This is a genomic window from Pseudomonas sp. RIT-PI-o (genome assembly GCF_001297215.1).
Lineage (GTDB): Bacteria > Pseudomonadota > Gammaproteobacteria > Pseudomonadales > Pseudomonadaceae > Aquipseudomonas > Aquipseudomonas moraviensis_A.
In genome coordinates this window covers 35,490-54,848 of record NZ_LHPA01000026.1, presented here as the reverse complement: position 1 = coordinate 54,848, position 19,359 = coordinate 35,490, and the positions used below count along the sequence as shown (strand labels likewise).

Below are 19,359 nucleotides of genomic sequence, written 5' to 3'. Positions count from 1 at the left end.
ACTCAGGCAGGCCTTGAATCAGGACTTGGCTTTGAAGGCTTCGAGCTGGCCGAAGCCAGTCGGCGAGGTTTTGCTTTCGGTGGTAGCGCAGGTGCCTTTAGGGACGAGTTTCCAGGCGTTGGCCTGATAGTCCGTTTTCGCCGTGCCAGCGCAGGTGGTGCCGGCACCTGCAGCGCAATCGTTCTTGCCTTTGAGGGCCACGCCGAAGCATTTTTCCATGTTGGCATCGGCGGCCTGGGCGGTGGAGACAGTGGCGATGCTCAGAGCGGAACCGAGGGCCAGAACCAGGGCGGTGGCGGACAGGGTGCGGGTAGTAGCAGTCATGATGTTTCTCCAGTTTTTTATCAGGGTTTCTGCAAGCGGTCTGCGCTTGCTTGTCCCTCTAGAGAACGGGTGGCGGGATGCGTTACACGCGGGGCTGAATTTTTTATAAAAATCTTCAGACCACCGCGTCCCCTGTAGGAGTGAGCCTGCTCGCGATGGCGTTTTGTCAGTCACTGCCGTTGCGACTGATACACCGCTATCGCGAGCAGGCTCACTCCTACAGGGGATTTGTGGTGGGCATGAAAAAACGGCCCGAAGGCCGTTTTTCTGTCCAGCGATAACATTCAACCGCCGAGGTACGCCTCGCGTACTTTCGGGTCGGTCAGCAGCGCTTCACCGGTGCCTTGCATGACCACGCGGCCGTTCTCCAGCACGTAGGCGCGGTCGGCAATTTTCAGCGCCTGGTTGGCGTTCTGCTCGACCAGGAACACCGTCACCCCGTCCTTGCGCAGCTGTTCGATGATGTCGAAGATCTGCTGAATGATGATCGGTGCCAGGCCCAGCGACGGCTCGTCGAGCAGCAGCAGCTTGGGCTTGCTCATCAGCGCACGGCCGATGGCGAGCATCTGCTGTTCGCCGCCGGACATGGTGCCGCCGCGCTGGTTGAAGCGCTCTTTCAGGCGTGGGAAAAGTCCGAGAACCTTGTCCATCTGTTCCTGATAGTCGCCCTTGTCGGTGAAGAATCCGCCCATGGACAGGTTTTCTTCCACGGTCAGGCGGGCAAATACCCGACGACCTTCCGGGACCACGGCGATGCTCTTGCGCATGATCTGCGACGAGTCCTGGCCGACCAGTTCCTCACCCATGTAGCGGATGCTGCCGCTATGCGCCTGCGGCGAACCGCACAGCGTCATCAACAGCGTGGATTTGCCGGCACCGTTGGCGCCGATCAGCGTCACGATCTCGCCCTGACGGACTTCGACGTTAACGCTGTGCAGGGCCTGGATCTTGCCGTAGAAGGTGGAAACGTTTTCGAACTGCAGCATTTACGCTTCCCCCAGGTAGGCTTTGATCACTTCAGGATTGTCGCGGATCTGTTCCGGCGTGCCGTCGGCCAGCGGAGTGCCCTGGTTGATCACGACGATGTGGTCGGAGATGCTCATGACCAGTTTCATGTCGTGCTCGATCAGCAGCACGGTGACGTTGTGCTCTTCACGCAACACACCGATCAGCGCCTTGAGGTCTTCGGTTTCCTTCGGGTTCAGGCCGGCGGCCGGTTCGTCGAGCATGAGGATCCGCGGGCGGGTCATCATGCAGCGAGCGATTTCCAGACGCCGTTGCTGGCCGTAGGCGAGGGTGCCAGCGGTGCGGTTGGCGAACTCTTTGAGGTTGACCTTTTCCAGCCAGTACTCGGCAAACTCCATCGCCTCGCGCTCGCTTTTGCGGAACGCCGGGGTCTTGAACAGACCGGACAGGAAGTTGGTGTTCAAGTGACGGTGCTGGGCGATCAACAGGTTCTCGACCGCGGTCATGTCCTTGAACAAACGCACGTTCTGGAAAGTACGCACCACGCCCTTGAGGGCGATCTTGTGGCCCGGCAGGCCCTGGATGGGCTCGCCGTCGAGCAGGATGCTGCCGCCGGTAGGCTGATAGAAACCGGTCAGGCAGTTGAACACGGTGGTCTTGCCGGCGCCGTTCGGGCCGATCAGGGCAACCACCTGTTTTTCCTTGACGGTCAGCGCCACGCCGTTGACCGCCAGCAAGCCGCCGAAGCGCATGCTCAGATTTTCGACTTTAAGGATCTCGCGGCTCATTTGCGCAACTCCATGTGTGGGCGTTGCATCGGCAGCAGACCTTGTGGACGCCAGATCATCATCAGCACCATCAGCGCACCGAACATCAACATGCGGTACTCGCTGAACTCACGCATCATTTCCGGCAACAGGATCATCACGATCGCCGCCAGGATCACGCCCAGTTGCGAGCCCATGCCGCCCAACACGACGATGGCGAGGATGATCGCCGACTCGATGAAGGTGAACGATTCCGGTGTCACCAGACCCTGACGCGCGGCGAAGAAGCTGCCGGCGAAACCGGCGAACGCAGCACCCAGGGTGAACGCGGAGAGCTTGATCACAGTCGGGTTGAGGCCCAACGCGCGGCAGGCGATTTCGTCTTCACGCAGTGCTTCCCACGCGCGACCGATCGGCATGCGCAGCAGACGGTTGATCACGAACAGCGCGGCCAGTGCGAGCAACAGCGCAACCAGGTAAAGGAAGATCACCTTGTTGATCGAGTTGTATTGCAGGCCGAAATACTCGTGGAACGTCTGCAGGCCTTCGGCGGCCTTGCGCTCAAAGGTCAGGCCGAAGAACGTCGGCTTCTCGATGTTGCTGATGCCGTTCGGGCCACCGGTGATGTCAGTCAGGTTACGCAGGAACAGACGGATGATCTCGCCGAAGCCGAGGGTCACGATCGCCAGATAGTCGCCACGCAAACGCAATACCGGGAAGCCCAGCAGGAAGCCGAATGTCGCCGCCATCAGGCCGGCAATCGGCAGGCAGATCCAGAAACTCAGGCCGTAGTAGTGCGAGAGCAGCGCGTAGCTGTAAGCGCCGACGGCGTAGAAACCGACGTAACCCAGGTCAAGCAGACCGGCCAGACCGACGACGATGTTCAGGCCCAGGCCGAGCATCACGTAGATCAGGATCAGCGTTGCGATATCCACCGCGCCACGGGAACCGAAGAACGGCCAGACCAGGGCAATCAGAATCAGCGCAATGATGAAATAGCGCTGGGTGGTCGGCAGGGTCAGGAAGTTGCTGGCCTTGGCCGGGATCAGCGGCATGCCCGGCGAGGAACGCCAGGCCTTGCTGATCTGCTGGTTGAACAGCACGCGCAGAAACATCAGCACCGAGCAGATCGCGATGGTCGCGAGTACCGCCGGGCTGGTGTTGTGCACTTCCAGATTGATGCCGACGATGGTCAGTTTCAGTCCGAGTACCGGGTAGGCCACCGCCCACACCAGCAAGGCACTGAACAGTGCCTGTTTAAGATTCCTAGTCATACTTTCTCAACCTCCGGACGGCCCAGAATGCCGGTCGGACGGAACAACAGCACCAGAACCAGCAGGCCGAACGCGACGACGTCCTTGTACTGGTCGCCGAAGATATCCGCACCGAACGCTTCCGCTACACCGAGCACCAACCCACCGAGCATGGCCCCTGGGATGCTGCCGATGCCGCCCAGTACCGCGGCGGTGAAGGCCTTGAGGCCGACGAGGAAACCGGCGTTCGGGTTGATCACGCCGTATTGCATGCTCAGCAGCACCGCCGCCACGGCGGCCAGCGCAGCACCGATGACGAAGGTCAGGGCGATGATGTTGTTGGTGTTGATGCCGAGCAGGTTGGCCATCTTGATGTCCTCGGCACAGGCGCGGCAGGCGCGACCCAGGCGGGAACGGGAGATGAACAGGGTCAGGCCGAGCATGGCGATCAGGGTCACGACGAACACCACGATCTGCATGTAGGAAATCAGCACTTCTTGTGCGCCACCCGGACCAAAGGCGAAGTTGCCCGGGATCAGGTTGGGGATCGCTTTGTCCTTGGAGTCTTGCGCCAGCAGAACGGTGTTCTGCAGGAAGATCGACATACCGATGGCGGAAATCAGCGGGATCAGACGGTTGCTGCCGCGCAGCGGGCGGTAGGCGATCCGTTCGATGCTGTAACCGTAGGAACTGGTGACGACGATGCTGGCGATGAACGCCGCGGTCATCAACAGCGGGACACTGTCGAGTCCCATCATGGTCAGCCCGGCGATGGCGATGAACGCCACGTAGGAACCGATCATGTACACCTCGCCGTGGGCGAAGTTGATCATTCCAATGATGCCGTAGACCATCGTGTAGCCGATGGCGATCAGGGCATACATGCTGCCAACGTTGAGGCCGTTAACCAGCTGTTGGAAGAAGTGATAGAGGTCAGGCATTACAGCGCTCCTAAAAACCTGTACGCATTTCACTGGTGGAGTCATTTTCCCGCCCGGCCCCGTGGATCTCTATCCACTTCGAATCCGGGTTTTGCCAGCGAACCGCTGATGACGGTTTTGAGATTTTCAGGTGGGCAGACTGGCGGATCACGCCAGCGCGGCCCTTACATTCGCAAAACAAAGCCCACGGCACGCCGTGGGCTTTATTGGCAGTCAGTCGGGCATGGCCTTACTGAGGCGAAACTTCGGTTTTAGGTTTGCCGTTGTGCCACTCGTACACGACAAATTTGAAGTCTTTCAGGTCGCCCTTGTCGTCGAAGCTCAGGTCGCCGGTCGGGGTCTTGAACGAACCGGCGTGGATGGCTTCAGCGACTTTGGCCGCGTCTTCGGACTTGGCCGCCTTGATGCCTTCGGCAATCACGGTCACCGCCGAGTAGGACGGGAACACGAACGGACCGCTCGGATCTTCCTTCTTGGCTTTGAAGGCGTCAGCCAGAGCAACGTTGGCCGGATCCTGGTCGAAGGACTTCGGCAGGGTCACCAGCAGGCCTTCGGAGGCGTCCTTGGCGATCTGGGTGATCGAGTCGTTACCCACGCCTTCCGGACCCATGAACTTGGCTTTCAGGCCTTTTTCCTGAGCCTGACGCAGAATCAGGCCCAGCTCCGGGTGGTAGCCGCCGTAGTAGACGAAGTCGACGTTGGCTTGCTTGAGCTTGGCGATGATTGCGGAGAAGTCCTTGTCACCAGCGTTGACGCCTTCGAAGACGGCAACCTTGGTGCCTTTCTTCTCGAGGGTCGATTTCACGGCGGTGGCGATACCTTCACCGTACTGCTGTTTGTCGTGCAGCACGCCAACCACTTTAGGTTTCACGTAATCGGCGATGTAGTTGCCGGCGGCAGGGCCCTGGGCGCTGTCGAGACCGATGGTACGGAAGATCATTTTGTAGCCACGGGCGGTGATGTCCGGGCTGGTGGCAGCCGGGGTGATCATGATCACGCCTTCGTCTTCGTAGATGTCCGAAGCGGGCTGGGTGGAGCTGGAGCACAGGTGACCGACCACGAACTTGACGCCATCGTTGACGACCTTGTTCGCTACCGCTACCGCTTGTTTCGGGTCGCAGGCATCGTCGTATTCAACGGCTTGCAGTTGCTTGCCGTCGACGCCGCCCTTGGCGTTGATCTGCTCGATGGCCATTTTCGCGCCACTGAACTGCATGTCGCCGTACTGGGCTACTGGACCGGTCTTGGGGCCGGCGATACCGATTTTGATGGTGTCAGCTGCGAACGAATGGCTGGCAACCCCGGCCAGAACCATAGCGGCAAACAGTTTGGAAATCTGCTTAGTAGCCTTAGTCATAGTGCTCCACTCTTACTGTTGTATTTTTTAGAGTTCTGGCGCCGTAGCAGCAGAACCGGGTCAGATATCTTCGCGATACCCTCCGGAAAATGCCCCGGCAACTGTACCGGTACAGTGTAGAGCGCCGCTTGATCAACTGGGAAGCAGGCGCCACGGGGCAAAACTTGAGGGTGTCGCATTTTTGAATGAAAGAGACAGAATTGCGGCGGGGCAATCGGGGGCATATATCCCAAAAGGCAGCATTCCCTGGCCTTCCTGCTTTTTTCGTTCGGTGAAGCCATTTGCAACCGGGTTTTTCTGACGGACCACCGACGTTATCATTCGCGTCGATTTCTTTTCCGGACAGCTCCCATGAATCAAGAACCTAGCACCCTCTATGCCAAGCTGCTTGGTGAAACGGCATCAATTACCTGGAAAGAGCTGGAGCCGTTCTTCGCCAAGGGTGCCCTATTGTGGGTCGGCCCCGACCTTGATTTGATCGCTGCCGCCGAGGCCGTAGCATCGGACGAGGGCGAGAAAGTCGCGGCCTGGCTGGCCGAGGACAAGGTCGCCAAGCTGTCTGAAACGCGGGCGCTGGATATTTTCGATCGTGATCCGCAGCTGTGGGCTGTAGTGGTTTCACCGTGGATTCTGATCCAGGAAAGGGCGGTCACTTCGGGTGATGCACCTTGATGGTGCGACGGGGCGTCTTCGAAAAGTGTGTAGCCGAGTAGCGTGATGGCACCTTGCCGTGGAGAAACACCACGCCTCACGGTGACGTAAACGTAACGGGAACAGTTTATTGAGCGGCCGGACGGTCGCTTAATTGTTTCTGGATGTTGGTTAAGCAAAAATTTTCGGTGTTTGTAGGGCCTCATCGCGAGCAGGCTCACTCCTACAGGGGAACGCATTCCGAAATGTAGGAGTGAGCCTGCTCGCGATTGAGACGACCCGGTCTTTGATCAGACCGAGTAAGTCTTCCCGGTATGGTTATTCAGCGAAATCACTTTGGTCTTGCCAATCCGGTGGCGGTAGATTTCGCGCAAATACTTGATCGACTTCTTCACGCAATCACGCGACAGGCGGATGTCATTGATCGAGACAAACTTGTCTTTGTCGTTGATCAGCTCGCGATACTTTTTCTCGTACATCGGTTTGATCGCGTACCAATTGGTGTCGAGGATCTTCGCCGGGTTTTCGAATTCGTTGAGCAGGTCGTCGATACGCGCTTCGTCGAAATCTTCCTGAATGATGAAGTCGAGAATCGAATTGTCCAGCGTCTCGTCGAAACGGTACAGGTTCTTCGCGAAACAGCGCTTGATGAACGCCACGATCAGCGTGAGGAAGTCGTCCGACAGGCATGGGCTCTTGGCGATCAGCGTGGTCAGCGACAGGTTGGCCGAAGCGCCGATCACCAGTGCGTAGCGCTTGAGCGTGGTGTTGGGGAACAGGCTGTTGAGGTGGGTCTTCAACCGGTTCAGGTCCATGTACGACAGCTTGTAGTCTTTCGGCAGCGAGACGATCGAGACCACCGACGAGCAGTTCTTGAAGAAGTGCAGATCGTGCAGCGCTGCCGCGTCGTAACCGGAGTTCTTGTACTGCTCCAGCGAAGCGCGATAACGCTTGGACTCGATCGGCAACAGACTGATGCCTTCGATCGCCTGAGTGACCTTGTTGAAGTGCGGCAGGTCGATCGAGCGGAAGAACAGGTCGTCGATGTTCAGGCGCTGCGGCTCTTTATCGAAGACCTTGAACTTGTCGCTGCTCGGCGGCGGCGTTTCCGGGACCACCGATTCGGCGTAGGCAATCGCCACCGGGCCGGCCAGACTCATGAACAGGTCATTGGCATCCAGGCGAATGGTTTCGCCGATGTCGATGCCGGCGCGGCGGAAGTAGTTCTGGTCGTAGTCAGTGGTGACTGCCTGCGCCGTCAGAATGTTGAAGATCTGCTGCGAGATGTACTGGTTGGCGTGCTTCTCCATGGCATTGACATCAATGTTCTGGATGTTGCCGTCATCGCTTTCTTCGGCGTAACGCATGATGTCGTTGGAGATCAGCATCATCGCGTTCCACGGGCGGATACGCCCCATGACGCTGGCTTCGCTGCTGTCCTCGTTGGCGAAGTTGTAGGAGAAATCCCATTCCTCCGACAGGTATTTGCACAGCAGGCGCCCGGCATTGATGTGCAGGGCTTCGGACATTTCGCTGCGGTGATCGGAAATGTTCGGCAGCACGCAAATGCCGCTGGTGAAGATCGGTTCGAACACAAACGAATGGCCGCTCTTGCCGTCGTGCTCATCCATCGGCTTGGTGTCGAAGGTCTTGTTCATGTAAGAGTGCTGCTGCGCCAGACCGAACTCCGAGGCCATGCCGGAACCGGTACCGCCGCCGGCACTGAAGATCGAGAAGTACAGGCGCGACTGGTTGGCCTTGATCCCGCAGCTGTCGATCAGGTACGAGTGGATCATTTTCCAGTCCGGGCTGGAGAAGCGCTGGGTGTCCTTGTTGAGGATGATCTTCGCCAGGTACTGGCCGAGGATCGGCGCGTTACCGGCGCCGCCGGCGTGGACTTCGGACAAGTCCATGATCTTCATTTTGCTGTAGTCGCGCAGGAAGCCGCTTTTCTCGCCCTTGCGCGAGAAACGGATGCGCCCGGCGATGTCCTTGTCGAGGTCGCCGAGCATCACCAGCGGTTCGACCAGGAATACCGGTTTGGTCGATTTGCTGGTGCCGATGCGCAGATTGTTCTTGATCCACTGCGCCGGGCTGTAGCCCTTGTCGGCCAGACGCCGGTCAGCCGGGCGGTCTTCGTTGTTGAATTCGTTGAGGTAGAACTTGCGCGCGTTGTACACCAGCTCCGCCACGTCGAGGGCGATGTTGGAGCCGCAGCGACCGAGGCCGATCAGGCACACCGAAGGAAATTCCTGGTCGCTGTGCTGCTCGTTGTCGCCTTCCAGATGCGCCGGGCGCGGAAATACCGAGTCGCGCAGACCGTCGAGGTTATCGAGGATGCGGTCGGTGTTGGTTTCGGTGAAGTACAGGTATTGCTGGGTCGACAGCGGGCGCGAAGGCTGCGCGGGTCGGGACAGTGACGCGCTGTTCGCGGCGGGGCTCAGGGTCAGATCGGCTGTTGCACTGGCGGGGTTGTTTTTGGGGGGCATGGGGGGCCATTTACCTGGACTGGGTTGGCTCGCCGCACAGTGCCGGCGAACCTCACGGAATTAGATCTCGCGTCTTGTGTGCGCGAATACGGCCCGGGCGTCGTGGTGCTGGCTGCTTTGGTCGCCGGGCGGAATCCTTTCCTGATCGTTGATGAATCGGCCATGATTCGGTGATCTTTAATGGAAAAGAGGCAAAATGATGTCAACGCTACCTTCGTTGGGGTTTGCCGGAATCGGCCTGATGGGCCTGCCGATGTGCCAGCGTCTGCTGGCGGCGGGTTATCCCCTGACCGTGTGGAACCGCAACCCGGACAAATGCGGGCCACTGGTTGCGGCCGGCGCCCGACAAGTGACGAGCCCCGCCGAACTGTGTGCGCACGCTGACATCGTCATGCTTTGTCTGGCCGATACTGCCGTGGTGCGTGACGTGGTGTTTGGCGCTGGCGGTGTCGCCGAAGGTGCGAAAAACGGCCAGCTGTTGGTGGATTTCTCCAGCCTTGAACCGACCGCGACTCGCGAGATGGCCGCAGCGCTGGCCGAGAAAAGCGCCATGGCCTGGCTCGATTCACCGGTGTCCGGCGGCGTGGCGGGGGCCGAGGCCGGCAGTCTGGCGATCATGGTCGGCGGTGCGGCGGCGGATCTCGAACGGGTACGCCCGGTGCTACTCAACCTCGGTCAGCGCGTCACGCACATGGGCGGCATCGGCGCCGGGCAGGTGACCAAGGCGTGCAACCAGATGATCGTCGCCTGCAATGCGCTGGTGATCGCCGAAGTGGTGGCGTTGGCCGAGCAGGCCGGGGTCGATGCCCGTCTGATCGCCGAAGCGCTGGCCGGTGGTTTCGCCGATTCGAAGCCTTTGCAGATCCTCGCCCCGCAAATGGCCGAGAGCCGTTTCGAGCCGATCAAATGGCACGTGCGCACGCTGCTCAAGGATCTCGACACGGCGGTGAAATTTTCCCGCGAACAGGGTTCGGCGACGCCAATCAGCGGATTGGCCGCACAATTGATGCGCCTGCATGGGGCGCAAGGCTTTTTAGCGCAGGATCCAGCGACACTGGTGCAAATGTATCGCGGGCCAGACTCAGAGGATTGATCCCGAGCACGGGTTTGCGCTGGTTGATTTCATCGAGCACCGCGCGCAGTTCGTCCAGCGGCACCGGGCGGCTGAGCAGATAGCCCTGAATGAAATCGCAGCCCGAACGCTCGAGAAACTCATATTGCTCCAGGCTTTCGACGCCTTCTGTGACCACTTGCAGATGCAGGGTATGCGCCATGACGATGATCGCCTGGACGATCTCCATGTCCGCCGTGGCGGTGGGAATATCGAGGATGAACGAGCGATCGATCTTCAGAGTATTCAGCGGCAGGCGCTTGAGGTAGGCCAGCGATGAGTAGCCGGTGCCGAAATCATCGATCGACAGCGACACGCCGAGGGCACGGATCTGCCGCAGCAGTACCAGGGTGTTGGCGATATTGCCCATCAAAGCGTTTTCGGTAACCTCCAGTTCAAGGCGTTCCGGCGCTACCCCGGCGGTGTGCAACGCGTGTTCGATCTCCTCGGCCAGCTCTTCCCGCGCCAGATTCAGTGGCGAGCAGTTCCAGGCGATTTTCAATTCTGCACAACCATGCCGCGACAGTTCGCCAAGATCCTTGCAGGCGCGGCGCAGCACCCAGTTGTCCAGTTCGGCGATCAAACCGTTGTTCTCGGCGATACCGATAAAGCGATCGGGCGTGAGCAAGCCGTGAAGCGGATGCTGCCAGCGGATCAGCGCTTCGAGCTTGGTCACGCGCCCGGTTTTCAGTTCGAAGATCGGCTGGTAGTAAAGCATCAGCGCGTTGTCTTCCCGTAGCGCGCCGCGCAGTTCTTCTTCCAGTTGCAGCTCACAACTGGCGCGGGTCTTCAGGCTGGAATTGAAGAAGTGCAAGCCGTTGCGCCCGGCGCCCTTGGATTGGTACAGCGCCAGGTCGGCGTGCTTGAGCAGCTCTTCGCAGGTGGTGCCGTCTTCGGGAAACAGGCTGATGCCGATGCTGGTGGTCATCACCATGCGCCGGCCGGCCAGTTCGATCGGCTCTTTCATCTTGTGCATGATGCGCTGCGCCATGCCGCGCGCCTCTTCGCGGTCGCGCAGGCTGATAAGGATGCAGAACTCATCGCCGCCGAACCGCGCGACCACGTCTTCGTGGCTGCGCACCGAGCTCTTGATGTGTTGGGCGATGACTTTGAGCAGCGCATCCCCAGCATCATGGCCGAGGCTGTCGTTGATGCGCTTGAAATGGTCGATGTCGAGAAACATCACCGCGAGCATGCCACCTTCGCTGGTTTTCTGGCTGAGCTTCTCGGCGAACATCTGGTTGAAGCCACGGCGGTTGATCAGGTTGGTCAGCGCGTCGTAATTGGCCGCTTGCTGCAGGGACATGCGCGCCTGATCGAGCTGGCTGAGCAGGGCGTTGACCCGGCGCAGATCGTTGTCCTTGTTTTGCAGTTTCTTGTCGGCGAGAGCGGCGCTGATCGCACTGCCGAGGATCAACAGGATGATCAGCGCCACGGTCAGGCCCAGTTGCAGATGCCCGGTTTCGCCGCCGCTCGCTGCCAGAGCGCCCTCGGGAAGCACCAGATCCAGGGCAGCCATGCCGGTGAAGTGCATGCTGATGATGCCAGCACCGAGGATCAGCGCCGCGCTGTACTTGAGCAATTGGTGCGCGACGCCGCTGCCTTCGCTCAGATAACGCGCTACCCACAGCGCGGCGAAACTCGCGCCGATAGCAATCAGCACCGACAGCGCGAACAGTCCTGGCTGATAGTAGGCGGTGGCGCTCGACTTCATCGCTGCCATGCCGACGTAATGCATCCCCGCGATGCCCAAGCCGATGACAAACGCAGTTTTGAGACAATGCAATGCGCTTGGCTGGACCTCGCTCAGGGTGTGCATGGCCAGCCATGAGGCGAGCAGGGCGATCAGCAAAGAGAAAAGGGTGATGCCGAGGTCGTACTGAATGTCGATCGGTGTCTGGAAAGCCAGCATGCCAATGAAGTGCATGGCCCAGATGCCGCCGGCCAGGCAGGTCGCGCCGATCCAGCGCCAGATCCGCCGCGATCCCGGATCTTCGGCATGCACGACACGCTCAGCCATGTCGAGGGTGGCGAAGCTCGCCGCGCAGGCGACCAGATAGGCCACCAGCACCAGTAAGGGATTGTGCCTGCAATCGAGGAGTATCTGCCCGCTCGCCGGCAGCTCGGCAACAAACTGCAAACCAAGCCACTCCATAGCGTGCCCCGTCTCGGATTCATCTGGCCCGTGCGTCAATCCAACGCAGGCGAATGCAAGGAGTATAGAGGCGGTTTCCAAGCTGCAAGGCGTAGTGGCACATTGGTGGTAACGATTTTGCCATTAGCCTCATAGCGATTCGCGCTAAGGCTCAGGCAATGCGCTCCAGCGGCAGGTCGTTCCAGTGTGGCGGCAAGGGTGGCAAGCCGTGGGCGGCGCGGGCCTTGTCGCAGTCGGGGTTGTGCTCGCCGTTCTCCCATGACGCCTCGAACTCGCGGCAGGTGCTCGAGCGTTTGTCATAGATCGTGCAGGCCACAGCGCTGCCGACCTCACCCGCCAGAGACGTACAACGCGCCGGCTTGCGGTCGGTGCCGATCATCGCCACTCGGCTCGGGGTGATCTGTGCGACCAGTTCATCGGGCACCGTCCCGCCAGCGGATGAGCACTCACCCCAGAAAAAAGACACGCGAAAATGGGAACAGCAGGCACCGCAATTCAGACACGGACTGGCTTCGGACATGGGCGGGGGTATCAAAGGGATTGATCGGAAGATCCGGACGGATCCGGCGGCCATTCTAGGCGTTGCCATGGCGTTGGGAAGGGGGGCGCGAAACTATTTTTTTGTCGCCGGATTTTGCCGGAAAAGCCCCGTATGGCGGGGGATTCCAGACTTATCAAGGGCTTACGTTTCGTTACACTGCGATGGGCCGATATCAGGCTGACGAATGATGACAGACAGTCCCCGCGCGCCTGACTAGATTGCAGGTTCCGGGCTCGACGCGCTGGCAGTGAAGCCCTCATAACAATAAAGAGACGGACCCATGCAGAACTCGACCCAAGCGGCGAATGCCTGGCGCATTCTGTTCCTGCTGTTCCTCGCCAACCTGTTCAATTTCTTCGACCGCACCATCCCGGCGATCATCATCGAACCGATCCGCATGGAATGGCACCTCAGCGACTTTCAGCTGGGCATCATCGGCACCGCGTTCACCGTGGTTTATGCGATTGCCGGCCTGCCGCTGGGGCGCATGGCCGACACCGGTTCGCGCAGCAAACTGATGGGCTGGGGCCTGGCGACGTGGAGCGCGCTGACCGCCGTCAACGGTCTGGTCGGCAGTTTCTGGAGCTTCCTGATCGTGCGGATGGGCATCGGCATCGGTGAGGCCAGTTACGCACCAGCGGCGAACTCGCTGATCGGTGACCTGTTTCCCGCACACCGTCGGGCACGGGCGATGGGTATCTTCATGCTTGGCCTGCCGCTGGGGCTGCTGCTGGCGTTCTTCACCATCGGCGCGATGGTCAAGGCCTTCGACAGCTGGCGCGCGCCGTTCTTCATTGCCGCCGTGCCGGGGCTGATCCTCGCGGTTTTCATGTTCTTCATCAAGGAGCCGAAACGCGGTGCGGCTGAAACCGTGCAGGTCTCGCAAGAGAGGGTCGACAAGCCGATCCGTCGCGTCCTCGCCGTACCGACCTTCCTGTGGCTGGTGATGGCCGGGCTGTGCTTCAACTTCGCCACCTATGCCTGCAACTCGTTTCTGGTGCCGATGCTGCAGCGCTATTTCCTCATGCCGTTGCAGGAGGCGGCGGTGGCCACCGGATTTATCGTCGGCGTCACCGGGCTGGTCGGGCTGACTCTCGGCGGCTGGATCGCCGACAAGATTCACCAGCGCTTCGCCAGTGGACGCCTGTTGTTTGCGGCGTTCAGTCTGATCATCTCGACCTTGTGCACGGCGTGGGCGCTGCATGCCGGACGCGTCGAGATCGGCGTGTTCGTTGCGGTGTTCAGCGTCGGCTGGCTGTTCGCCTACAACTTCTACACCTGCGTGTACACGGCGATTCAGGACGTGGTCGAACCGCGCCTGCGGGCGACGGCGATGGCGTTGTTCTTTGCCGGTCTGTATTTGCTGGGGGGCGGGTTGGGGCCGGTAGTCGTCGGTGGGCTGTCGGATCACTTCGCGCACACGGCGATGCTGTCGGCGGGCGCTGAGCAGATGACCGAAGCGTTCAAGGCAGTCGGTCTGCATGACGCGATGTACCTGATTCCGGTGGCGCTGTTTTTGACCATGGTCTTTCTGTTTCTGGCATCGCGCTGTTTCGTGCGGGATGCGCAGCGGATGAAGGACGGGTTGGTGGCGGTGGTTGAGCCAGAGGTTGCAGCTGCGACTGCTTAAGATCAAAAGATCGCAGCCTTCGGCAGCTCCTACAGGAGGAACGCATTCTCCCTGTAGGAGCTGCCGAAGGCTGCGATCTTTTGCTTTTTGCTTCTGAAATAAAAAAGGCCCGCATCACTGCGGGCCTGTTTGTTTTCAGCGGTGGAGCAGGCGGTTAGCCCGCCACCAGCACCCGAATCGCTTCCAGGCGCAACGCCGCTTTGTCCAGCATCGCCAGACCCTGCTCACGCTGAGTGCGCAAGGCTTCCAGTTCGCTGTCGCGCACGGTCGGGTTGACCGCTTGCAACGCGGTCAGGCGCGCCAGTTCTTCGTCGGTGTCGGCGGCCAGACGGCGGCGCGCTTCGGCCACACGTTCGGCGTGACGCGGGGCGATCTTTTCTTCGCCGGCGTTGATCCGAGGTGTCAGCTGATCGCGCTGGGCCTGGATGAACTTGTTGGCGCTGGCGCGCGGCACGCTTTCCAGCTGGTCGTTGAGGGTTTCGAAGGAGACCCGTGGCGACAGGTCATTGCCGTTGGCGTCGAGCAGGCAGCGCAGTGCCGCCGGTGGCAGGTAGCGCCCCAGTTGCAGCGAACGCGGTGCGACCACTTCGCTGACGTAGAGCAATTCCAGCAACACGGTACCCGGTTTCAGCGCCTTGTTCTTGATCAGCGCGACCGCGGTGTTACCCATCGAGCCGGACAGCACCAGGTCCATGCCGCCCTGCACCATCGGGTGTTCCCAGGTGATGAACTGCATGTCCTCGCGCGACAGCGCCTGGTTGCGGTCGTAGGTGATAGTCACGCCTTCGTCGTCGCCCAGCGGGAAACTGGCGTCGAGCATCTTCTCGCTCGGCTTGAGGATCAGGGCGTTTTCCGAATGGTCTTCGCTGTCGATGCCGAACGCGTCGAACAGGGTTTCCATGTAGATCGGCAGGGCGAACTGGTCGTCCTGCTCGAGGATCGCCTCGACCAGCGCTTCACCTTCGCCAGCGCCGCCGGAATTGAGTTCCAGCAGACGGTCGCGGCCGGTGTGCAGCTCGGCTTCGAGACGTTCACGCTCGGCACGCGCTTCGTCGATCAGCGCTTGCCACTCGCCGTCGTCCGCTTCTTCGAGCAGCGGCAGCAGGCGCGGGCCGAACTGATGCTGCAAGGCGTTGCCGGTCGGGCAGGTATTGAGGAACGCGTTGAGCGCTTCGTGGTACCACTGGAACAGGCGCTGTTGCGGACTGGTTTCCAGGTACGGCACGTGCAGTTCGATGATGTGCTTCTGGCCGATCCGGTCGAGACGACCGATGCGCTGCTCGAGCAGGTCCGGGTGCGACGGCAGATCGAACAGCACCAGATGGTGAGCGAACTGGAAGTTGCGACCTTCACTGCCGATTTCCGAGCAGATCAGCACTTGTGCGCCGAACTCTTCGTCTGCGAAGTAGGCGGCGGCGCGGTCGCGCTCAAGGATGTTCATGCCTTCGTGGAACACCGTGGCCGGGATGCCGGAACGCACGCGCAGGGCGTCTTCCAGGTCCATAGCGGTTTCGGCGTGGGCGCAGATCACCAGCACTTTGGTGCGCTTGAGCATTTTCAGTTGATCGATCAGCCACTCGACGCGCGGATCGAATTTCCACCAGCGCTCTTCTTCACTGGCGTCCGGCTGCGCCTGGAAGCTGACTTCCGGATACAGCTCGGCGTGTTCGCCCAGTGGCAGTTCGAGGTATTCGGCCGGGCACGGCAGCGGGTACGGATGCAGTTTGCGCTCCGGGAAACCCTGCACCGCGGCACGGGTGTTGCGGAACAGCACGCGGCCGGTGCCATGGCGATCAAGCAGTTCACGGACCAGGCGCGCACTGGCTTCTGTGTCGCCATCGTTGACCGCGGTCAGCAGCGCTTCGCCTTCGTTGCCGAGGAAACCGTGAATGGTTTTGTGCGCTTCGGCCGAGAGACGGCCCTTGTCGAGCAGTTCCTGCACGGCTTCGGCCACCGGGCGATAGTTCTCGCTCTCGGCGCGGAACGCGGCCAGGTCGTGGAAACGGTTCGGGTCGAGCAGGCGCAGACGGGCGAAGTGACTGTCCTGACCGAGTTGTTCCGGGGTCGCGGTGAGCAGCAGCACGCCGGGAATCACTTCGGCCAGTTGTTCGACCAGCGAATATTCCGCGCTGGCCTTGTCTTCGTGCCACACGAGATGATGCGCTTCATCGACCACCATCAGATCCCAACCGGCGGCGAACAAGGCGTCCTGCGCCTTCTCGTCATCGACCAGCCACTCCAGCGCAACCAGCGCCAGTTGCGTGTCTTCGAACGGGTTGGTGGCATCGCTCTCGATGAAGCGCTCTTCGTCGAACAGCGCGACCTGCAGGTTGAAACGGCGGCGCATCTCCACCAGCCACTGATGCTGGAGATTCTCCGGGACCAGGATCAGCACGCGATTGGCGCGGCCCGAGAGCAACTGGCGGTGGATGACCAGACCGGCCTCGATGGTTTTACCCAGACCCACTTCGTCCGCCAGCAGTACACGCGGGGCGATACGGTCGGCGACTTCACGGGCGATGTGCAACTGGTGCGCGATCGGCTGCGCCCGCACGCCGCCCAGGCCCCACAGCGAGGACTGCAACTGGCGGCTGGTGTGTTCAAGGGTGTTGTAGCGCAGGGAGAACCACGGCAGCGGATCGATCTGCCCGGCGAACAGACGGTCACTGGCCAGCCGGAACTGAATGAAGTTCGACAGCTGGGTCTCCGGCAGAGTGACCACTTCGTTCTGCCCGTTGAGGCCGTGATAGACCATCAGCCCGTCGACGTCGTCGACCTGCTGCACAGTCATCTTCCAGCCTTCGAAATGGGTGATGGAGTCGCCGGGCGAGAACCGCACACGGGTCAGGGGCGCATTCCGTAGCGCGTACTGGCGGGTCTCGCCAGTGGCCGGGTAGAGCACGGTCAACAAGCGGCCGTCCTGTGCCAGAACGGTGCCTAAACCAAGCTCTGCTTCGCTGTCACTGATCCAGCGTTGCCCCGGTTGATACTGCTGCGCCATGCTGCCTGACTCCCACCTTGAAAAAGCGGGCTATCTTAACGGAATGAGGGCTTCAGGGCCAAAGATTACTGGCGTAGGAGCTGCCGAAGGCTGCGATCTTTTGATCTTTGGGAACACTTGGGTTTTGCGTTGTCCCATGAAAGATCGCAGCCTGCGGCAGCTCCTACGGGTGCGAGGTGCATCACACAATTACGACAGGCGGCTCAAGGCGCCTGCACCCCAGCCGATAGCCTGCAGACAGGAGACCTTTATATGTTGCCACCGATGCTCCCCTTGAGCGCTGTGCCGATCACTTCCCAGCAGGATCCGATCCGCCAGCGGCCGGACATTCCGCCTGTGGTGCCGGTGCAGGAAAGCTCCAACGAAAGCACGATCGATCTGCAGAAGCGTGATCCGGAAGAGGATCGGCTGCTCGCCCGCGAGGAACAACGCCGTCAGCAGGAACGTGATCGTCGGCGCCGCGAGGCGGACGAAGATCCTGAAGAGCATCTGGCTGTGCCGGGCACCGAGCTGAACGCTGACAATACCGTGCCAGTGGTGCCGCTGATTGACGATCAGCCGCGTCAGGGACTGTGGGTCGACATCGAGATTTGAGCTGTCACTGGTCAGCGCCAGCGCCACGCGGCATGATTGGCGCAATCCTGCCGGTGATCGGCAGCTGTGATCTCTTTTGCGATGTGCCGAACGCCATGAGCCAAGACGACAAACTGATCGACCTCAACACCGAACGCGCCAAGCGTGTGCATGACCTCAACGAAAAGCGCCTGAACGAAGTGCGCAACGCCTTCGAGCAGGCGATGCCGTTGGGAAAAACCAAGAAAAAGTCGAAGAACAAACCGAAAAAGCGTTGATCTCCCGCCGCATCCATTGATGCAGGTCAGTTATTTCCCCTCCTTTGATTCCCTTCCTTGCGGATATTGATCCTGGTCAATGTGCGCGCCTGTGTGTTTGCTAATTTGAACCCATCGCAGCAAAGCAGGGCCAGGAGGCCAGTCATGTTTTTCGATAACGTGGTGTTTGCCGGGGTTCTGACGGTGGGGCTCATGGTGCTGTTTTTTGCAGGGTTTGGATTTTTTATCTGGAAGGATGCGCATAAGCGGCGCAAGTGAGTTCTTCTGGATTTGATGGGCACGCAAGGCATTTTGGGGCGACTTCGGTTGCCCCTTTTTTTTGGGGCCGTGGCGGCCTTTGGGCCGACCAGGCTGTTGGGGTTTTGGGGGTATATCCGTTTCTGTGGGGGTTGCGGCTGGCGGTTTCGCCCTTACGGCGAGGCACTTTTTCCAGACGCCGAAAAAGTACCCAAAAAGGCTTGCTCCTGCGTTCGGCCCTCGCAGGCTCGGGTTCCTTCGCTGCGGGATCGATCCGGGCGCAGCGGCTCCGGTTTGCTTCGCTGCACCTCCTTCCGCTGTGTCTGGCTGCGCCAGACGGTCGCTGCGCTCCCACGCCCGGATCAATCCCTCCGCTCAGCCTTCCGAAGTCGCCCGTGGATCAAGATCAAGAGCACTCGAGCTAACGCTCATTGTTGAGTGGTTAGAAGCGTCGCATGGCTTGGGATTTTCGGTGGATTCGCCCCTCACCCCAGCCCTCTCCCGAGGGAGAGGGAGCCAATTTGCGGGTTTTTCAGAATCTGCATTCGACTCGGTATCTCACGTCAGCGTATTTCGCCTAAACACCTCGGTCAGTCCCCTCTCCCTCCGGGAGAGGGCTAGGGTGAGGGGCTTTTGATCTTGTGCGTATTTGCATTCGACTCGATATCCCAGGCCGGCGTGCTTCGCCCAATCACCCCGTTCAGTCCCCTCTCCCTCCGGGAGAGGGTTAGGGTGAGGGGCTCTTGATCTGGCTTTTGCTTTGCTTCGGCTCTTGATCTTTTGCCCCTTCGGCAGGCTTCGTTACGGGATTGATCCGGGGGTGGGAGCGCAGCGACCGTACGACGCAGTCGTACACAGCGAGTGTAGGTGCAGCGAAGCCAACCGGAGCCGCTGCGCCCGGATCGGTCCCGTAACGAAGGTACCCCGAGCCCCAGCGAGCGGGCCGTACGCCGGGGCAAAGCCTTTTGGGTTACCTTTTCGGCGTTTGGAAAAGGTGACTCGCTGTAAGAGCGAAACCATAAGAAGCCGTTACCGCAGCAACGGATATACACACAAACTCAAAACCAAAAAAAGGCGCGATTCCA

16 protein-coding genes are annotated in these 19,359 nt (G+C 60.3%); 6 read left to right on the top strand and 10 right to left on the bottom strand.

What is annotated here, in order from left to right; translation table 11 throughout:
- Window positions 1–18: 18 nt before the first annotated feature.
- The 6 genes from AEQ63_RS17120 to AEQ63_RS17095 form a co-directional block, all read right to left on the bottom strand.
- Complete coding sequence (locus tag AEQ63_RS17120; RefSeq protein WP_042608203.1) at window positions 19–324, bottom strand: BufA1 family periplasmic bufferin-type metallophore; 306 nt, start codon at window positions 322–324, stop codon at window positions 19–21.
- A 284-nt stretch (window positions 325–608) separates the two neighbouring features.
- Window positions 609–1,310 (bottom strand): ABC transporter ATP-binding protein, encoded by a 702-nt coding sequence (locus AEQ63_RS17115; protein ID WP_003222380.1) that lies wholly within the window; start codon window positions 1,308–1,310, stop codon window positions 609–611.
- Window positions 1,311–2,078, bottom strand: a complete 768-nt coding sequence (gene livG / locus AEQ63_RS17110) for a high-affinity branched-chain amino acid ABC transporter ATP-binding protein LivG (RefSeq protein ID WP_016771357.1) — start codon at window positions 2,076–2,078, stop codon at window positions 1,311–1,313. It lies immediately after the preceding gene.
- Complete coding sequence (locus AEQ63_RS17105) at window positions 2,075–3,331, bottom strand: high-affinity branched-chain amino acid ABC transporter permease LivM (RefSeq protein ID WP_016771356.1); 1,257 nt, start codon at window positions 3,329–3,331, stop codon at window positions 2,075–2,077. Before AEQ63_RS17105 ends, livG begins: the two co-directional genes overlap by 4 nt.
- Window positions 3,328–4,251, bottom strand: a complete 924-nt coding sequence (gene livH, locus AEQ63_RS17100) for a high-affinity branched-chain amino acid ABC transporter permease LivH (protein WP_016771355.1) — start codon at window positions 4,249–4,251, stop codon at window positions 3,328–3,330. The genes AEQ63_RS17105 and livH overlap by 4 nt, the downstream gene beginning before the upstream one ends.
- A gap of 229 nt (window positions 4,252–4,480) precedes the next feature.
- A complete protein-coding gene (locus tag AEQ63_RS17095) occupies window positions 4,481–5,608 on the bottom strand; it encodes a branched-chain amino acid ABC transporter substrate-binding protein (RefSeq protein WP_064364193.1) in 1,128 nt (375 codons plus the stop codon).
- A gap of 351 nt (window positions 5,609–5,959) precedes the next feature.
- On the opposite strand from AEQ63_RS17095, the gene AEQ63_RS17090 reads away from it, so the two are divergent.
- Window positions 5,960–6,280, top strand: a complete 321-nt coding sequence (locus tag AEQ63_RS17090; protein WP_064364192.1) for a DUF2288 domain-containing protein — start codon at window positions 5,960–5,962, stop codon at window positions 6,278–6,280.
- 269 nt (window positions 6,281–6,549) lie between these two features.
- Here AEQ63_RS17090 and AEQ63_RS17085 read toward each other — a convergent pair whose 3' ends face one another.
- Window positions 6,550–8,748, bottom strand: a complete 2,199-nt coding sequence (locus AEQ63_RS17085; RefSeq protein WP_064364191.1) for a hypothetical protein — start codon at window positions 8,746–8,748, stop codon at window positions 6,550–6,552.
- A gap of 196 nt (window positions 8,749–8,944) precedes the next feature.
- Between AEQ63_RS17085 and AEQ63_RS27325 the strand changes: the two genes are divergently transcribed.
- A complete protein-coding gene (locus tag AEQ63_RS27325) occupies window positions 8,945–9,841 on the top strand; it encodes an NAD(P)-dependent oxidoreductase (protein WP_161806089.1) in 897 nt (298 codons plus the stop codon).
- On the opposite strand, the gene AEQ63_RS17075 is transcribed toward AEQ63_RS27325, so the two are convergent.
- Window positions 9,732–12,014, bottom strand: a complete 2,283-nt coding sequence (locus AEQ63_RS17075) for a putative bifunctional diguanylate cyclase/phosphodiesterase (protein ID WP_064364189.1) — start codon at window positions 12,012–12,014, stop codon at window positions 9,732–9,734. The two genes, AEQ63_RS27325 and AEQ63_RS17075, sit on opposite strands and share 110 nt — an antisense overlap.
- Window positions 12,015–12,165: 151 nt before the next feature.
- Entirely contained in the window at window positions 12,166–12,534 is a 369-nt protein-coding gene (locus tag AEQ63_RS17070) for a YkgJ family cysteine cluster protein (protein WP_042608197.1), read from the bottom strand.
- A 301-nt stretch (window positions 12,535–12,835) separates the two neighbouring features.
- On the opposite strand from AEQ63_RS17070, the gene AEQ63_RS17065 reads away from it, so the two are divergent.
- Window positions 12,836–14,185 (top strand): spinster family MFS transporter, encoded by a 1,350-nt coding sequence (locus AEQ63_RS17065; RefSeq protein WP_064364188.1) that lies wholly within the window; start codon window positions 12,836–12,838, stop codon window positions 14,183–14,185.
- A gap of 154 nt (window positions 14,186–14,339) precedes the next feature.
- On the opposite strand, the gene rapA is transcribed toward AEQ63_RS17065, so the two are convergent.
- Window positions 14,340–17,186 (bottom strand): RNA polymerase-associated protein RapA, encoded by a 2,847-nt coding sequence (gene rapA, locus AEQ63_RS17060; RefSeq protein WP_042608195.1) that lies wholly within the window; start codon window positions 17,184–17,186, stop codon window positions 14,340–14,342.
- A gap of 252 nt (window positions 17,187–17,438) precedes the next feature.
- On the opposite strand from rapA, the gene AEQ63_RS17055 reads away from it, so the two are divergent.
- The 3 genes from AEQ63_RS17055 to ccoM all read left to right on the top strand — a co-directional run bounded on the left by AEQ63_RS17055 (window position 17,439) and on the right by ccoM (window position 18,295).
- Window positions 17,439–17,780, top strand: coding sequence for a hypothetical protein (locus AEQ63_RS17055; protein ID WP_024011931.1), 342 nt, complete (start codon window positions 17,439–17,441; stop codon window positions 17,778–17,780).
- 95 nt (window positions 17,781–17,875) lie between these two features.
- A complete protein-coding gene (locus tag AEQ63_RS28795) occupies window positions 17,876–18,037 on the top strand; it encodes a hypothetical protein (protein WP_165839198.1) in 162 nt (53 codons plus the stop codon).
- Between the two features lie 144 nt (window positions 18,038–18,181).
- Complete coding sequence (gene ccoM / locus AEQ63_RS29160; RefSeq protein ID WP_016771346.1) at window positions 18,182–18,295, top strand: cytochrome c oxidase subunit CcoM; 114 nt, start codon at window positions 18,182–18,184, stop codon at window positions 18,293–18,295.
- The last annotated feature ends 1,064 nt before the right edge of the window (window positions 18,296–19,359 follow it).

Excerpts from the sequence above, each read along its gene's own strand:
- livG (WP_016771357.1), bottom strand. The coding sequence starts at position 2,078 with ATGAGCCGCGAGATCCTTAAAGTCGAAAATCTGAGCATGCGCTTCGGC.
- AEQ63_RS17070 (WP_042608197.1), bottom strand. The coding sequence starts at position 12,534 with ATGTCCGAAGCCAGTCCGTGTCTGAATTGCGGTGCCTGCTGTTCCCAT.
- AEQ63_RS17090 (WP_064364192.1), top strand. The coding sequence starts at position 5,960 with ATGAATCAAGAACCTAGCACCCTCTATGCCAAGCTGCTTGGTGAAACG.
- AEQ63_RS27325 (WP_161806089.1), top strand. The coding sequence starts at position 8,945 with ATGATGTCAACGCTACCTTCGTTGGGGTTTGCCGGAATCGGCCTGATG.
- AEQ63_RS17055 (WP_024011931.1), top strand. The coding sequence starts at position 17,439 with ATGTTGCCACCGATGCTCCCCTTGAGCGCTGTGCCGATCACTTCCCAG.
- AEQ63_RS17095 (WP_064364193.1), bottom strand. The coding sequence starts at position 5,608 with ATGACTAAGGCTACTAAGCAGATTTCCAAACTGTTTGCCGCTATGGTT.
- AEQ63_RS17115 (WP_003222380.1), bottom strand. The coding sequence starts at position 1,310 with ATGCTGCAGTTCGAAAACGTTTCCACCTTCTACGGCAAGATCCAGGCC.
- AEQ63_RS17105 (WP_016771356.1), bottom strand. The coding sequence starts at position 3,331 with ATGACTAGGAATCTTAAACAGGCACTGTTCAGTGCCTTGCTGGTGTGG.
- rapA (WP_042608195.1), bottom strand. The coding sequence starts at position 17,186 with ATGGCGCAGCAGTATCAACCGGGGCAACGCTGGATCAGTGACAGCGAA.
- AEQ63_RS17085 (WP_064364191.1), bottom strand. The coding sequence starts at position 8,748 with ATGCCCCCCAAAAACAACCCCGCCAGTGCAACAGCCGATCTGACCCTG.
- AEQ63_RS17075 (WP_064364189.1), bottom strand. The coding sequence starts at position 12,014 with ATGGAGTGGCTTGGTTTGCAGTTTGTTGCCGAGCTGCCGGCGAGCGGG.
- AEQ63_RS28795 (WP_165839198.1), top strand. The coding sequence starts at position 17,876 with ATGAGCCAAGACGACAAACTGATCGACCTCAACACCGAACGCGCCAAG.
- AEQ63_RS17065 (WP_064364188.1), top strand. The coding sequence starts at position 12,836 with ATGCAGAACTCGACCCAAGCGGCGAATGCCTGGCGCATTCTGTTCCTG.
- ccoM (WP_016771346.1), top strand. The coding sequence starts at position 18,182 with ATGTTTTTCGATAACGTGGTGTTTGCCGGGGTTCTGACGGTGGGGCTC.
- AEQ63_RS17120 (WP_042608203.1), bottom strand. The coding sequence starts at position 324 with ATGACTGCTACTACCCGCACCCTGTCCGCCACCGCCCTGGTTCTGGCC.
- livH (WP_016771355.1), bottom strand. The coding sequence starts at position 4,251 with ATGCCTGACCTCTATCACTTCTTCCAACAGCTGGTTAACGGCCTCAAC.